12 protein-coding genes are annotated in these 15,733 nt (G+C 51.4%); 11 read left to right on the top strand and 1 reads right to left on the bottom strand.

Going from position 1 to position 15,733, the window contains the following annotated elements; genetic code table 11:
• Positions 1-51 precede the first annotated feature (51 nt).
• The 10 genes from gnd to gyrB all read left to right on the top strand — a co-directional run bounded on the left by gnd (position 52) and on the right by gyrB (position 11,928).
• Positions 52-951 carry a phosphogluconate dehydrogenase (NAD(+)-dependent, decarboxylating) gene (gene gnd / locus ACL02P_RS18030; protein ID WP_009223340.1) on the top strand — a complete coding sequence of 300 codons (900 nt, stop codon included), beginning with the start codon at positions 52-54 and terminating at the stop codon, positions 949-951.
• Between the two features lie 128 nt (positions 952-1,079).
• Positions 1,080-1,751 carry a GntR family transcriptional regulator gene (locus ACL02P_RS18025; protein ID WP_009223339.1) on the top strand — a complete coding sequence of 224 codons (672 nt, stop codon included), beginning with the start codon at positions 1,080-1,082 and terminating at the stop codon, positions 1,749-1,751.
• A gap of 166 nt (positions 1,752-1,917) precedes the next feature.
• Positions 1,918-3,279, top strand: coding sequence for a GntP family permease (locus ACL02P_RS18020; protein WP_009223338.1), 1,362 nt, complete (start codon positions 1,918-1,920; stop codon positions 3,277-3,279).
• Positions 3,280-3,334: 55 nt separating this feature from the next.
• Positions 3,335-4,885: a gluconokinase gene (gntK, locus tag ACL02P_RS18015; protein WP_412837814.1), complete on the top strand. Its 1,551-nt coding sequence runs from the start codon at positions 3,335-3,337 to the stop codon at positions 4,883-4,885.
• Between the two features lie 519 nt (positions 4,886-5,404).
• Positions 5,405-6,751, top strand: a complete 1,347-nt coding sequence (dnaA, locus tag ACL02P_RS18010; RefSeq protein WP_009223336.1) for a chromosomal replication initiator protein DnaA — start codon at positions 5,405-5,407, stop codon at positions 6,749-6,751.
• A gap of 355 nt (positions 6,752-7,106) precedes the next feature.
• Positions 7,107-8,249 carry a DNA polymerase III subunit beta gene (gene dnaN, locus ACL02P_RS18005; protein ID WP_412837813.1) on the top strand — a complete coding sequence of 381 codons (1,143 nt, stop codon included), beginning with the start codon at positions 7,107-7,109 and terminating at the stop codon, positions 8,247-8,249.
• 72 nt (positions 8,250-8,321) lie between these two features.
• Positions 8,322-8,546: a S4 domain-containing protein YaaA gene (gene yaaA / locus ACL02P_RS18000; protein WP_412837812.1), complete on the top strand. Its 225-nt coding sequence runs from the start codon at positions 8,322-8,324 to the stop codon at positions 8,544-8,546.
• 58 nt (positions 8,547-8,604) lie between these two features.
• Positions 8,605-9,717, top strand: a complete 1,113-nt coding sequence (gene recF / locus ACL02P_RS17995; protein WP_009223333.1) for a DNA replication/repair protein RecF — start codon at positions 8,605-8,607, stop codon at positions 9,715-9,717.
• Between the two features lie 16 nt (positions 9,718-9,733).
• Positions 9,734-9,982, top strand: a complete 249-nt coding sequence (remB, locus tag ACL02P_RS17990) for an extracellular matrix regulator RemB (protein ID WP_009223332.1) — start codon at positions 9,734-9,736, stop codon at positions 9,980-9,982.
• A 41-nt stretch (positions 9,983-10,023) separates the two neighbouring features.
• Positions 10,024-11,928, top strand: a complete 1,905-nt coding sequence (gene gyrB, locus ACL02P_RS17985) for a DNA topoisomerase (ATP-hydrolyzing) subunit B (RefSeq protein WP_036644062.1) — start codon at positions 10,024-10,026, stop codon at positions 11,926-11,928.
• 78 nt (positions 11,929-12,006) lie between these two features.
• Here gyrB and ACL02P_RS17980 read toward each other — a convergent pair whose 3' ends face one another.
• Positions 12,007-12,798, bottom strand: coding sequence for a YheC/YheD family protein (locus ACL02P_RS17980; protein ID WP_333556125.1), 792 nt, complete (start codon positions 12,796-12,798; stop codon positions 12,007-12,009).
• A 347-nt stretch (positions 12,799-13,145) separates the two neighbouring features.
• Between ACL02P_RS17980 and gyrA the strand changes: the two genes are divergently transcribed.
• Positions 13,146-15,668: a DNA gyrase subunit A gene (gene gyrA, locus ACL02P_RS17975; protein WP_412837811.1), complete on the top strand. Its 2,523-nt coding sequence runs from the start codon at positions 13,146-13,148 to the stop codon at positions 15,666-15,668.
• Positions 15,669-15,733 lie beyond the last annotated feature (65 nt).

The following is a 15,733-nucleotide window of genomic DNA, read 5'->3' as shown; positions in this document are numbered from 1 at the left end:
AATTGTAAGTTGTATACAAGTATACAATAATGATAGCGAGGTGTTTTATAGATGAAATTAGGCATGGTTGGGCTTGGAAAAATGGGCTTCCATCTCGTTCTGAATCTGCTGGAGCATGGACATGACGTGGTCGCCTACGATATGAATTCCCAATCCGTAACAAACGCAGCGGAGAAAGGCGCGGTTCCCGCCGCCAGCCTGAAGGAGCTCGTCAAATCATTGGAAGCACCGCGGGTCGTTTGGGTCATGGTTCCGGCCGGTCCCCCGCTGCGATCGGTTGTCGATCAGCTAACCCCGTTGCTGGAAGCGGGCGACGTCCTTATCGACGGAGGAAATTCCCATTACAAAAATTCGCTGGAACTCGCTCAGCAACTGGCGGAGCATGGGATTCGCTTCCTGGATGTCGGAACTTCCGGCGGTGTGGAAGGTGCGCAGCAAGGCGGCTGCTTTATGATTGGCGGCGAGGAAGAAGCCTTCCGTCTGGTTGAGCCCATCTTCCAGGATATCGCCGTATCTGGCGGTTATCTGTATACGGGTCCGTCCGGCAGCGGCCATTTCCTCAAAATGGTCCATAACGGGATCGAGTACGGCATGATGCAAGCAATCGCCGAAGGTTTCGAGTTGCTTGACAAAAGCCAGTACAACTACGATTTCGAGCAGGTCGCCCGGGTATGGTCGAACGGTTCGGTCATCCGCAGCTGGTTGATGGAGCTGACGCAGAACGCTTTTGCCAAGGATCCGAAGCTGGAAGGCATTCGCGGCGTGATGCACTCCTCCGGTGAAGGCAAATGGACGGTAGAGACCGCGCTGGATTTGCAAGCGAACGCGCCGGTGATCGCCATGTCGCTATTTATGCGATACCGTTCACTCCAGGAGGACACTTTCCATGGCAAGGTTGTTGCAGCGCTGCGCAACGAATTTGGCGGCCACGCGGTTGAATCAGCGAAATAACTGCTGAAAAATTGCCGAAACCTAGCGCGAGTTTCCCCCATCTTTACGATTTTCATGCTATGATCGAAGTATTTAAAACTTCACGATCATTAAGCGGGATCATATCCCTTGGATAGGAGAAATATCGCATGCAATACCCTTCTTCTTGGTTAAAAGGCAGCTCGCTTGGCGAATCGATCGCAGCGGAGCTTCGCCTGCAGATCATTAACGGTACGATCAAACCGGGCACCGTTCTGTCAGAGAACCGCATTGCCGCGGATTTCGGCACGAGCCGTTCCCCGGTTCGCGAAGCGCTGAAAACGCTCTCTAGTGAAGGGCTGATCAGCCTTCAACGCATGGGGGTGGTGGTGAATGGCCTTTGCCTGAAGGACGTCGACGAATTGTACGATGTTCGTTATTTGATCGAAAGCTTCGCCTCGCAGCGGGTGGCGGAGAATCCGGAAGCGCTGCTCGCCCCGCTCGCACAAATCATCGATAAAATGGAACTGGCCGGCAAACACCGGGATATCGCGGAATTTGCCTACCAGGATCTCTGTTTTCACGAGACAATTATCGCTGGAGCTAACCATACGCGCATCATGCATCTATGGACCAGCATCCGCCATATTGTTATGACGGTGATGCTGATTACGACGCGAGAGGTGTTGTCGCAAAGCGATGACAAAATTAACTATGTTATCGGCAAGCATCGCAAGCTGCTGCAAGGCTTGGAATCGCGTGACCCCGGGATTATCGCGCGGAACGTGGAAGAGTACTTCGCCGACTCCCACCGCACGCTGCATACGAGCCTTCCTCAATAACTAACAGAAGCGGCCTATCGGCCCTTTGCACCGGATTTATTGTCGACAAGTATACAATAATCAAATTCTGTTGGTTTTGATCATAATAAGAACAATTTCCAGCATGATCATTTATGAAAGCGCTGAACTGAACACATCAAGATGACCCTAAAGAGGAGGAATCACTTTGGATACCCTGTTTGGTATGAGCCATAATGCAACGCTTCTTTTTTGGACGCTGCTCACCATCGTATTTTTAATCGTGTTGATCTCCAAATATAAATGGAACCCCTTCGTCACGCTGCTGATCTCCGCGCTGCTGCTTGGACTTCTGGCTGGAATGAAACCGCTGGACGTCGTCAGCTCCATCACAAGCGGTCTCGGCGGAACGCTGGGCACGATCGCGATCGTCATTGGTCTCGGTACGATGCTGGGGAAAATGATGGCCGAATCCGGCGGCGCGGAGCGCATTGCCACAACGCTGGTGAATCGGTTTGGCGAGAAGCGGGTGCATTGGGCGATGATGCTCGTTGGTTTTATCGTCGGTATCCCGGTATTTTTTGAAGTTGGCGTCATTCTGCTTATTCCGATTGTTTTTACAGTTGCCAAGAAAACAAAAATGTCCCTGCTCCAAATCGGTATCCCGATTTTAGCTGGTTTGTCCACTGTACACGGACTCGTCCCGCCGCACCCGGCGCCGATGATCGCTATTGACGCGTATGGAGCAAATCTGGGCAAGACTCTGTTGTATTCGATCCTGATCGGCTTGCCGGTAGCGGTCGTAGCCGGTCCTCTGTTCGGTAAATATATCGGTAAGCGGATTGTGCTGGAACCTCCGGCCGAGCTGGCGGAGCAATTTGCCGTCAAAGGGAATCGCAAACTGCCGGGATTCGGTATCACGCTGTTTACGATTTTGCTGCCGGTCATTCTCATGCTGATTGGTTCCATTGCCGATATCCTCGATCCTGAAGCCACTCGTCCGATCACGCTGTTCTGTGAGTTTATCGGACACGAGATTATGGCGCTGCTGATCGCCGTCGTGTTCTCCTTCTTCTCGCTGGGCTACAGCCGCGGATTCAGCAAGCAGGATATCTCCAAATTCACAAGCGAATGCCTGGCGCCGATCGCCGGGATCGTGTTGATTATCGGTGCCGGCGGTGCGTTTAAGCAGGTGCTGATCAACAGCGGCGTCGGCGAAGCCATCGCGGAAATCGCCACCGGCGCGAACGTGAACCTGATTCTCTTCTCTTGGTTCGTGGCGGCCTTGATCCGTGTAGCTACCGGTTCGGCAACGGTCGCGATGACGACGGCAGCCGGCATCGTAGCTCCTGTATTGGCCATGACCCCTGGGGCCAACGTCGAATTGGCCGTGCTTGCCACCGGCGCCGGGTCGATTGTGCTTTCCCACGTTAACGATGCCGGCTTCTGGATGGTGAAGGAATTCTTTAATATGTCGGTGCCGCAAACCTTAAAGTCGTGGACCGTGATGGAAACGCTTCTGTCCGTCGTGGGATTGTTGTTGATCCTCGTGTTGAGCTTTATTTTCTAAGGTAAACCTCATTACAATGGAAATACGAAATTTTGAAGTAGAGAGAAGGTAGGTTATGGGTACCGTAACACATATGATCGGCCTCGATATCGGAACAACCAGCACGAAGGCGGTATTGTATGAACGCAACGGCCAAGTCATCGCTACGGCCAATGAGGAGTATCCGCTGTATACCCCTTCCGCTGCCGTGGCGGAGCAGGATCCGGAAGAGATTTTTGCTGCAGTGATCGCCGCGGTGGGAAAAGTGATGAAAACAGGCGGCATCGCTCCGGATCAAATCGGCTTCGTCTCCTTCAGCTCCGCAATGCACAGCGTCATCCCGCTGGATGGCGAGGGCAAACCGCTGATGCGCTGTCTCACCTGGGCGGACAACCGCAGTGCGGATTGGTCGGAGAAGCTGAAGAAGGAGCTGGGCGGACACGAGATTTACCTGCGCACCGGCACGCCAGTTCATCCGATGTCTCCGCTGACCAAGCTGCTCTGGCTGCGCCATGAGAAGGCTGACATTTTTGCACAAGCCCGCAAATTCGTCTCGATTAAGGAATATGTCTTCCTTAAGCTGTTTGGGGAGTACGTCGTCGATTATTCGATTGCGTCGGCCACCGGACTTCTGAACCTCGAACGCTTAGATTGGGATGAAGAAGCGCTGCGGATCGCCGGCATTACGCCGGAGCATCTGTCCAAGCTCGTGCCGACGACGCACGTCCTGCAAGGCCTGGCGCCAGACTACGCCAGTGCCATGGGACTCGCTCCCTCCACCCGCTTCGTCATTGGCGCCAGTGACGGCGTCTTGTCCAATCTCGGGGTCGATGCCATCGACCCCGGCGTTGTCGCCGTCACGATCGGCACCAGCGGTGCAATCCGCACCGTGGTCGACCGGCCGAGAACCGATCCCAAAGGCCGGATCTTCTGCTACGCGCTGACGGATAAGCACTGGGTGATCGGGGGGCCGGTCAACAACGGCGGTGTCATCTTCCGCTGGGTGCGGGACGAATTCGCCGCTTCCGAGGTCGAAACGGCGAAACGGCTGGGGATCAGCCCGTACGACGTGCTGACCAAAATTGGCGAGCGCGTCGCTCCCGGCGCGGACGGCCTGCTCTTCCACCCCTACCTGGCCGGTGAACGAGCGCCCCTCTGGAATCCCCACGCGCGCGGCTCCTTCTTCGGGCTGACGCTACATCATCAGAAGGAGCACATGATTCGTGCCGTGCTGGAAGGTGTCATTTACAACCTGTACACGGTGCTCCTGGCGATGGAGGAACAGATCGGGCGCCCGCAGAAAATTCAGGCCACGGGCGGCTTCGCCCGCTCCCCATTATGGCGGCAAATGATGGCTGATATCTTCGACCAACAAGTCGTCATTCCGGAGAGCTTTGAGAGCTCCTGCTTAGGGGCCGTGGTACTTGGTCTGTATGCTTTGGGAGAGATTGATTCCTTCGAAGTCGTCAAGGAAATGGTTGGCGGCACCCACGAACACTCGCCCATTCCGGAGCATGCGGCGATTTATAAGCAGCTGCTGCCGATCTACATCCGCATCTCGCGGAAGCTGGAGGAAGATTACGAGGCGATTGCCAAGTTCCAGCAACAACAACAATCTGAGCAGTAAGACGCTCTTACATCCATATAAAACGAATCCGACCGTCCCTATGGGGCGGTCGGATTTTTATTTTCTATATAATAAGCAAAGCTTGCTCTCTATCCCGGACGGTTGAATTATTCACAGCCGAAACTCGAAGATTGATGAGAGATCAGAATAAGTTGTGTATATTTTTTATGAGATTTTGCAGCTGTCTGTCGAATTTTAAACAATTTATAAACAATATGTAGTGGTGTGAATGAGAATTATGCACAAGTTATTGAATTTGTGGATAAAAGCCGAGAGCTCATTGAAAAACAAGCCTTCTTTTGCTATGATTATATTGTTTTCGTTGTGAATATCTCTGTTTATCCGCTGATTTATTAACAGGTTGTGGATAACATTGTGAACAATTCGAAGATAATTTATTTTATAATGATGATACTTTACTGAACATTGGGGATAAAATTCCCCTTTATTTATGTTTATTTCGACTTCTTTCTGCATGGCTTAAGCCACAATTGGAAGATTTAAAAGGAGTGACAGTCTGTGGACAGCCATACTTCGGAAATATGGCAACATATTTTATCTATTATTAATACGAAATTAAGCAAACCGAGCTTTGACACCTGGTTTAAGGCGACGAAGGTAGTCTCCTTAACCGATCAGTCGATTGTGATTTCCGCTCCGACCACGTTCGCTGTAGAATGGCTCGAAAGCCGCTACACCAAACTGGTGGCGACGACGGTTTTTGAGGTGATCGGCAAGCAGGTGGACGTCTCGTTCGTGATCGAAGAGTCGGCTCCCCCCGAGCAAGCTCAGGTTTACAAGGAACCCCCCGCTCCCGTCCCAAGCGAGGAAAGCGTTTCCCATATGCTTAACCCGAAGTATACGTTCGACACCTTCGTTATTGGCTCCGGCAACCGGTTTGCTCATGCCGCGTCGCTGGCGGTCGCCGAGGCACCGGCGCGGGCGTACAATCCGCTGTTCCTTTACGGCGGCGTGGGACTTGGCAAGACGCATCTGATGCATGCGATTGGCCATTACATTTTGGAGCACAGCCCCAGCAGTAAAGTCGTGTACATTTCCTCCGAGAAATTCACGAACGAATTCATCAATTCCATCCGGGACAACCGCGCGGAAAGCTTCCGTAACAAATACCGCAATATCGACATTTTGCTGATCGACGACATTCAATTTCTGGCCGGCAAGGAATCAACCCAGGAGGAGTTCTTCCATACGTTTAACGCGCTGCATGAAGAACGCAAGCAAATCATTATTTCCAGCGACCGTCCGCCAAAGGAGATTCCGACGCTGGAAGAACGGCTCCGCTCCCGGTTTGAATGGGGACTGATCACCGATATCCAGCCGCCGGACCTGGAGACCCGGATCGCAATTTTGCGGAAGAAAGCTAAAGCGGAAAACCTCGATATCCCAAACGAAGCGATGATGTACATCGCCAATCAGATCGATACGAACATCCGCGAGCTGGAAGGTGCACTGATCCGCGTCGTCGCCTACTCTTCCTTGATCAATCAGGACATTACGACTCATTTGGCCGCCGAAGCGCTCAAGGACATTATCCCATCCAGTCGTCCGAAGATGATCACGATTCAGGACATTCAACAGAAGGTTGGCGAGTATTACAATTTGAAGCTGGACGACTTCAAGGCGCGCAAAAGAACCAAAGCGATCGCGTTTCCGCGGCAAATCGCCATGTATTTGGCCCGGGAGCTCACCGATTTCTCGCTGCCGAAGATCGGCGATGCGTTTGGCGGAAGGGACCATACGACAGTCATCCATGCGCATGAGAAAATCACCCAGCAGCTCAAAACGGATCAGGAGCTATATAAAATCATCAACAACATAACCGAAAAAATAAAAAGTGCTACCTGAATAAGGGATAAGCCTATGCACATGATATGCACATGTGGATAGGCTTCATTTCATATTTTTTCGGTTGTTATCCACATATTCAGTGCCCCTACTACTTCTTCTAATCTATAAAGATATAAACATCTTCATAAGTAGCGGCAAGCCGCTCGCTTCAGCCAGTCGCTGCAACGCTGCGCTTGTCCAGTTCAACGAAGAAGATCATAAGGATGGCTGCATGAACCGCCTCAAAACCGTACATACCTCAAGGTTATGCTTCGGAGGCGAAGAATATGACTGTTCCCTTTCGAGGCAGTGTTCAATGTGAAGTATGCCCTTAGAAGCTTTATGCTTCATAACACTTTTAGGAGTTGAATTTATGAAAATCCGTATTTTGAAGCATGATCTCAATGAATCGATCCAACACGTATCCAAGGCGATTTCGAGCCGGACAACGATTCCGATTTTGACCGGGATCAAGCTAGATGTGAACTTTCAATGGATGACCCTGACGGCCAGCGATACGGACATTTCGATTCAGGCCTTTATTCCGGCGGAGGATCAAGAGAAGCAAATCGTACAAGTAGAGCGTCCGGGGAGCGTTGTGCTGCCTGCGAAGTTCTTTGTCGAGATCATCAAGAAGCTGCCTTCCTCCGAAATCGAAATGGAAGTGCAGGACGGATTCCAAACCTTCATCCGTTCCGGATCCACCGATATCCAAATGGTAGGTCTGGATCCGGAGGAATTCCCTGTACTGCCTAGCATCGAAGAAAATCAGGTCATTTCGATTCCCGGCGATTTGTTGAAGAACATGATTCGGCAAACGGTATTTTCCATTTCGACGAACGAAACTTCGCCGATCTTGACCGGAGTGCTCTGGAACCTGGCAGATAACCAGTTCAAATTCGTAGCGACGGACCGCCACCGCCTGGCCAGCCGCATTGCCGGTCTGGATGACGCGGAGGGCGTACGGTTCAGCAACATCGTCATTGCCGGCAAAACGCTCAATGAGCTGAGCAAAATTATCCCGGATCAAAATACGCGCGTTGAAATCGTCGTTGCCGACAACCAGGTGTTATTCAAAATCGATCGCGTGTTGTTCTATACTCGCATTCTCGACGGAACTTATCCGGATACTTCCAAGATTATTCCGACTACGTATAAAACAGAACTCATCTTGGATACGAAGAAGTTAAGCGATTCGATCGACCGCGCTTATTTGCTGTCTCGCGAGGAGAAAACGAATATCGTCCGCCTGCAAACGATGGAAGACGGAACCATTGAAATTTCCTCTAGCTCCTCGGAGTTGGGTAAGGTTACGGAGCAGTTGGATGTGGCTCATTTTTCGGGGGATCCGCTGCGCATTTCCTTTAACTCGAAATATATGCTGGACGTTCTGAAGGTCGTGGAAAGCGAGCAGCTGCACATCGGCTTTACAGGCGCGATGAGCCCTATCATCATTAAGCCGGTGGACGACAGCCAGAGCCTTTATCTGATTCTGCCATACCGGACAACGAACTAGATCATTGGCGTCCAAAGCATGTTTCTAGCGGAAGCATTTTGGCGATACCAACAGAAAGGAAACCGATTCCTCATGAAAATAATTCCCATCTCGAGCAAATATATTAAATTAGATTCTTTCCTGAAGCTGGCGGATTGCGTGCCAACCGGAGGAATGGCCAAGGCGATCCTCCAGGAAGGTGCCGTGAAGGTGAATGGCGAACCGGAAGAGCGGCGGGGCCGGAAGCTGTATCCGGGCGATAGCGTTGAGGTGGAAGGTTGCGGCTCTTTTCAGGTGGCGGGAGAACAGGCTCCCTGAAGTGGCCTGCCTGTGGCCAAACGGCCGGGGACTGGCGGAGAATGAGGGGGCTTAGAACGTGTTTGTAAATCGTTTATCGCTGCAAAACTACCGGAATTACGGTACCCTTACGCTGGACGCCTTCGGCGCCGTGAACCTGATCATCGGACGGAATGCCCAAGGGAAAACGAACCTGCTAGAGGCGTTGTTCGTCCTTGCGCTGACAAAGTCGCACCGGACCGGCAAAGACAAGGAGCTGATCGCGTTTGGCAGCGACCATGCGCTGGTGTCCGCGGAGGTGGAGAAGAAGTACGGCCCAGTCCAACTTGAGCTTCGTTTATCGCCGCAAGGCAAGAAGGCGAAGCTCAATGGCCTGGAACAGAGGAAGCTGAGTGATTTTATCGGGGCGATGAATGTCGTGATGTTTGCTCCCGAGGATTTGGAAATTGTCAAGGGAACTCCTGGGGTACGGCGCCGGTTTCTTGACATGGAGATCGGGCAGGTACAGCCGAGCTATCTGTATCATTTGCAGCAATATCAGAAGGTGCTGATTCAGCGCAATAATCTGCTTAAACAGGCTTGGGGCGCCGGTCCCGAAATCAAGACCATGCTGGAGATTTGGAACGAACAGCTGGTCCAACACGGTGTTAAAATTATTAAAAAAAGGAAACAATTTATAAGTAAACTGCAAAAGTGGGCAGAGCAGATTCACGAGGGAATTACCGGAGGCGGTGAAACCTTGAAATTGGCTTATCTCCCCTCTTTTGGCACAGCCGAAGAAGAAGATGAAGCTGTCCTATTGCAGCAATTTATGATAAAGTTATCACAAATGAAGGATCAGGAGATTCGCCGCGGCATGACGCTGTGTGGACCACATCGCGATGATCTGTCGTTTATCATCAACGGCAATGAAGCGCAAGTCTACGGGTCCCAAGGCCAGCAGCGGACGACGGCATTATCGTTAAAACTGGCGGAAATTGAACTCATTCATGAGGAAATCGGCGAATACCCGATTCTCTTGCTGGATGACGTGTTGTCGGAGTTGGATCCGTACCGCCAAACCCAATTGATCGAAACGTTTCAGAGTAAAGTGCAGACGTTCATCACGGCTACAGGGATTGAGAGCATCAATGCAAGCCGATTACAGGACGCCAGCATTTTTCATGTTCAGGAAGGACAAGTCCAAGGTTAAGGACGGAGGGAAACGGATGTATATACATTTGGGCGGAGAAAAGGTGATCCTCTCTTCGGAATTGATTGCAATTTTCGATATCACGATCGAGAAGTCTTCAAAAATATCCAAGCAATTCCTCAGCCATGCGCTGGAGACCAAGAACGTGGTGCGCATCGGCGAGGAGGAAGCGAAGTCTATCGTCGTGACCCAAAACGAGATCTATTACTCGCCGATCTCCTCCGCTACGCTGAAGAAGAAAGCGAACGTGATTTTGACGGTTTAGCCTTGAATTTGATTCTAGAGAAGTAGGTGAAGGCATTGTCAATGAACGAACAAACATATGACGAGAGTAATATTCAGGTGCTTGAAGGCTTGGAAGCGGTGCGCAAACGCCCGGGGATGTACATTGGGTCGACCAGCGTACGCGGCCTGCATCACCTGGTATGGGAAGTCGTAGACAATAGTATCGACGAAGCGCTGGCCGGCTATGCGAATAAAATTGATGTCACGGTTCATCCTGATAACAGCGTAACGGTTGAGGATAACGGCCGGGGGATTCCGGTTGGGATGAATGAGAAGCTGCAGAAGTCGACGCTGGAAGTCGTCATGACTGTGCTTCATGCCGGGGGGAAATTCGGCGGCGGCGGATATAAAGTATCCGGGGGCTTGCATGGTGTAGGTGTCTCCGTCGTTAATGCCCTGTCGACGAAGGTGATCGTCGAGGTCAAGCGCGACGGTCATATCTATCAGCAGGAGTATCACCGCGGCACACCTCAATACGACGTACGGGTGATCGGTGACACGACTGAAACGGGGACCAAAACGACTTTTTATCCGGATCCTGAAATTTTTACAGAGACCACGGTCTTTGATTATAATACGCTGTTGACGCGGATTCGCGAACTCGCTTTCTTGAACAAAGGGATTAACATTTCGCTGACGGACGAACGGACAGGTCAAAGCGAGTCGTTCCACTACGAAGGCGGCATTATGGAGTATGTCCGCTTTCTGAATCAGAACCGCGAAGTGCTTCATGAGGAGCCGATTTACGTTGAAGGTCAGCGGGATATGATCCAGGTGGAAATCTCGCTGCAGTATAACGATGGCTATACGGAAAATATTTATTCTTTCGCAAACAACATTCATACTCACGAGGGCGGGACGCATGAGTCTGGCTTCAAGAGTGCATTGACGCGGATCATTAACGATTATGCCCGCAAGACCGGCATGATTAAGGAGAACGATTCGAACCTGACCGGGGATGATGTGCGCGAAGGGTTAACAGCGATTATTTCCGTCAAAATTCCAGAGCCTCAGTTTGAGGGGCAAACGAAAACCAAACTGGGCAACAGTGAAGTCCGCGGGATCGTGGAATCGCTCTTTGCCGAGAAGCTGCAGGAGTTCATGGATGAGAATCCGTCCGTGTCCCGGCGCATTTTGGAGAAATCGCTTCAAGCTTCGCGGGCGCGGGAAGCTGCCCGGAAAGCGCGCGAACTGACGCGGCGTAAGAGTGCACTGGAAGTCAGCGCCCTGCCGGGCAAGCTGGCAGACTGCTCTTCGAAGGATGCCTCGATCAGCGAACTGTATATCGTCGAAGGTGACTCGGCGGGCGGATCGGCGAAGCAAGGACGGGATCGTCACTTCCAGGCGATCTTGCCGCTGCGCGGTAAGATCTTGAACGTCGAGAAAGCACGGCTTGACCGCATCCTCGGGAATGCGGAGATTCGGGCGATCATCACGGCACTTGGCACCGGGATCGGCGAAGATTTTGATATCTCGAAGGCACGGTACCATAAGATTATCATCATGACGGATGCTGACGTCGACGGGGCGCATATTCGTACATTGCTCTTAACGTTCTTCTTCCGCTACATGCGTAAAATCATTGAGGCAGGGTATGTTTACATCGCGCAGCCGCCGCTCTTTAAGATCGAACGCAACAAGGTGGTTCGTTACGCCAACTCTGAGAAAGAACGCGATCAAATCATCGCTGAATTTGGTGAGGGCGCGAAAGTGAATGTGCAGCGGTACAAAGGTCTAGGCGAGATGAATGCGGAACAGCTCTGGGAGACCACAATGGATCCGGAGAGCCGTGTAATGCAGCAAGTCTCGATCTCTGACGCCATCCAGGCGGATGCGATCTTTGATACATTGATGGGAGATAACGTCGAACCACGGCGCGAATTCATTCACGAGCATGCGAAATACGTTAAGAATCTCGATATCTAAGGGATAGCGGGAGCCAATAGTAAAGGCTGTTCTATACTCTCCGGACTTACATCCGGAAGAATGGGAACAGCCTTTTTTCTATTTTGCTTTGGCGGATTTCGCTTTCAGTCGGCCGTAAGCGGTGGCGTAACGCCGGATCTTTTGATAGACCTCTTTCGGATGGAGCATTTTGAAGGGGAAGAGAGCGGGCTTTGTATTGATTTCCAAGATCCAGATCCGATGATCTTCGTCGATAGCGATGTCCAATCCGATTTCCTTGAGCTGCGGAAACTTCCGAGCAAGTTGGATGGCGGCCTGAACGCCAATGGACTTCATTTCCTTGTATTTTTCGGCAAATTCTTTAGGGGTCATATAGGGGCTGAGCAGATCCTCAATCAGCATTACGCTGCCGCCGCCGTGATAATTGGTGATGACCTTCTGCTGGGCGGCAATCCTCCCGATAAATCCGGTGGTTTCCCAGGTCTTCCGGGGGGTCTGCTGGACGAGCGCACGGATATCGAACCTGCGGCGGCGGTAGGTGAGGAGGCGGATGCCTTTTTGGATCAGGTAAGGTTTAGATCCCATCTTGGCGACAAGCGCGTCATGAAGCTCCTCGATCGTGGGGTAGAGCTCGTATTCAATTCCGTATCTAAGCTTATACTGAAGCGGGCTGCCTGGACTCAGGTCATCCGTCCATTTCTCAATGCTCATCACGCCAATGCCATAGGTGCCGTGATCCGGTTTGACGAAGACATAGCCGTATTCCTCCAGCATATCCTGAAGATGCTCGTAGGAATATTTTCGCGTATCCGGAATGTAGGGACGAAGGGATTCCTTCTGGTAGATCACTTTCGTTTTCTCCCACTTGCTTGCAATACGTTGGATCGTCAAAACGTTTATCCTTCCTTTCTTTCGGACCGGGAAGACGGCCCGTTGTCATCTGCGCGTTATACGAAAAACATAGGACAGAAGAGAAAAACAATGGTATAATTATAAGATATGGGGATTTTATTAGCTTTTTCAGCGATTCAAAGAAAATGCCTATATCCGTAGTGTATGAACGTTCGATTCGATGGGAGTGGACACATCCCTAATTTTTTGCTGTCTATATGGATCGTGTTTCAAGGCCGGTCACGTTTAATTGAGCTTGAATTGTGAAAGTAATATAATGAAAGTGGCGGTTTTTCGGGCTTTTTCCCATACGAAGGCACGTGGATAGATTATGAAGGAGGTCCAGCATGGCGGAAGAAAAATTCTCTCAAATCATAGATCGGGACATTAATGTGGAAATGCGCGAGTCTTTTATGGACTATGCCATGAGCATTATTGTCAGCCGTGCGTTGCCGGATGTGCGGGATGGTTTGAAGCCGGTGCATCGTCGCATTCTCTATGCGATGGCGGATTTAGGAATGCATCCGGACAAACCATTTAAGAAGTCAGCGAGAATCGTCGGTGAAGTCATCGGTAAATATCATCCTCACGGTGATTCCGCCGTTTACGAGACGATGGTGCGGATGGCGCAGGATTTCTCAATGAGATATATGCTTGTCGAAGGCCATGGTAACTTTGGTTCGGTCGACGGGGATATGGCTGCAGCGATGCGGTATACGGAAGCGCGTTTATCCAAAATCGCTATGGAAATGCTGCGTGACATCAATAAAGAAACCATCGATTTCATGCCGAACTACGACGGTGAGGAGCAGGAACCGGTCGTGCTGCCTTCCCGCTTCCCGAACTTGCTGGTGAATGGGGTATCGGGGATCGCGGTTGGGATGGCAACGAATATCCCTCCGCATAACTTAGGGGAAGTCATTGACGGGGTTCAGGCGTTAATCAAGAATCCGGAGATCAGTTCGCTGGAATTGATGGATTATATCAAAGGCCCGGATTTTCCTACGGCTGCTTATATCTTGGGCCGTTCGGGGATCCGCCAGGCGTATACGACGGGACGCGGCTCGATTACGATGCGGGCGAAGACCACGATTGAGGAGCACAACAACAAAGCACGGATCGTCGTGGAGGAGCTTCCTTATCAGGTCAACAAGGCCCGTCTGGTTGAAAAAATCGCCGAACTGGTACGTGAGAAGAAAATTGACGGGATTACCGACTTGCGCGACGAGTCGGATCGCACCGGCATGCGCGTGGTTATCGAGCTTCGGCGGGACGTCAATCCGAACGTCGTGCTGAATAACCTGTATAAGCATACGGCGCTGCAAAGCACTTTTGGCATTAATATGCTGGCGATCGTAAACAATGAACCGAAGATTCTGACGCTGAAAGATGTCTTGAGTCATTATCTACAGCATCAGGTTGAAGTTGTTCGCCGGCGCACCGAATTTGATTTGAAGAAAGCCGAAGCCCGGGCGCATATCCTGGAAGGTTTGCGGATCGCCTTGGATCACATTGATGAAGTTATCGCTTTGATCCGGGGATCAAATTCGGATGAAGAAGCCCGTGAAGGCTTGATGACCCGTTTTGGTCTGAGCCCTGAACAAGCCCAAGCGATTCTCGATATGAGACTCCGCCGGTTAACCGGATTGGAGCGCGAGAAGATCGAAGACGAATATAACGAATTGCTCCAGAAGATCGCTGAATATCGTGAGATTCTGGCCAATGAACAGCTCGTGCTGAAAATTATCGGTGAAGAGCTGCAGGAAATCCGTGAGAGATACGCGGATGAACGCCGTACGGAAATTACGATCGGTGAAGAAAGCATCCTCGACGAGGATTTGATTCCTCAAGAGGAAGTGGTCATCACGATTACGCATACCGGCTACATCAAGCGGTTGCCGGTGACAACGTACCGCAGCCAGAAGCGCGGCGGGCGCGGCGTTGTCGGGATGGACACCAAGGATAATGATTTCGTGGAGCATCTGTTCGTGACGAACTCCCATCATTATCTGATGTTCTTTACCGATCGCGGCAAGGCGTATCGCCTCAAAGCGTACGAGATTCCAGAGCTGGGACGTACGGCTCGGGGGACGCCAATTATTAACCTGATTCAGATTGAGCAGGGCGAGACGGTCAATGCGGTTATCGAGGTCGAGCGTTTTGACGATAACAAGTATTTGTTCTTTGCTACGAAGCAAGGGATCGTCAAGAAGACGCCAATCGAAGACTATATCAACATCCGCAAGGGCGGATTGATTGCCGTCAACCTGCGCGAAGACGATACGTTAATCGACGTGAAGCTGACCGATGGCAATGAAGAAGTGATCATGGGTACAGCACAAGGCATGTCGATCCGGTTCCCAGAAAGCGATGTACGCTCTATGGGCCGGGCAGCTACCGGTGTTAAAGGGATCACGCTGGATGAAGGCGACTCTGTCATCGGCATGGACGTTGTGGTTCCGGGGCAGGATGTCTTGATCGTAACCGCGAATGGTTACGGCAAGCGGACGCCGATCTCCGAATATCGCACGCAAAGCCGCGGCGGTAAGGGGATCAAAACGATTAATGTCACGGAGAAGAACGGTACGGTTGTCGGACTCAAGGTCGTTAAGGATGAAGAGGACCTGATGATCATTACCGCGAGCGGTACGCTGATCCGAACGAGCATGGAGGGTATCTCCACCATGGGCCGGAACACGCAAGGCGTGAAGCTGATCAACATCCGCGAAGACGATACCGTGGCGACGGTTTGCCGCACGGACAAGAGTGAGGAAGAAGACCAAGAGGGAGAAGATGAGTCCTCCCAGGACCAAGGGCAAGCGGTTGAAGGCCATGGTTCGGAACCTGGGCAAGATCCTAACGAAGAATAATGATTCCCCTGTTTCGAGACCGCAGCAATAGTCGCGTGTTTGAAAATCTAACTAGGGTGGGAAGT

The sequence above is a fragment of the Paenibacillus sp. MB22_1 genome, assembly GCF_047200555.1.
Taxonomy (GTDB): domain Bacteria; phylum Bacillota; class Bacilli; order Paenibacillales; family Paenibacillaceae; genus Fontibacillus; species Fontibacillus phoenicis.
Note: the sequence above shows the minus strand (reverse complement) of the source record. Positions and strands in the feature narration are given on the sequence as shown.

Bases quoted from the DNA above. Each gene is read 5' to 3' on its own strand.
- dnaN (WP_412837813.1), top strand. From the start codon at position 7,107: ATGAAAATCCGTATTTTGAAGCATGATCTCAATGAATCGATCCAACAC.
- gnd (WP_009223340.1), top strand. From the start codon at position 52: ATGAAATTAGGCATGGTTGGGCTTGGAAAAATGGGCTTCCATCTCGTT.
- gntK (WP_412837814.1), top strand. From the start codon at position 3,335: ATGGGTACCGTAACACATATGATCGGCCTCGATATCGGAACAACCAGC.
- gyrB (WP_036644062.1), top strand. From the start codon at position 10,024: ATGAACGAACAAACATATGACGAGAGTAATATTCAGGTGCTTGAAGGC.
- remB (WP_009223332.1), top strand. From the start codon at position 9,734: ATGTATATACATTTGGGCGGAGAAAAGGTGATCCTCTCTTCGGAATTG.
- gyrA (WP_412837811.1), top strand. From the start codon at position 13,146: ATGGCGGAAGAAAAATTCTCTCAAATCATAGATCGGGACATTAATGTG.
- ACL02P_RS18025 (WP_009223339.1), top strand. From the start codon at position 1,080: ATGCAATACCCTTCTTCTTGGTTAAAAGGCAGCTCGCTTGGCGAATCG.
- yaaA (WP_412837812.1), top strand. From the start codon at position 8,322: ATGAAAATAATTCCCATCTCGAGCAAATATATTAAATTAGATTCTTTC.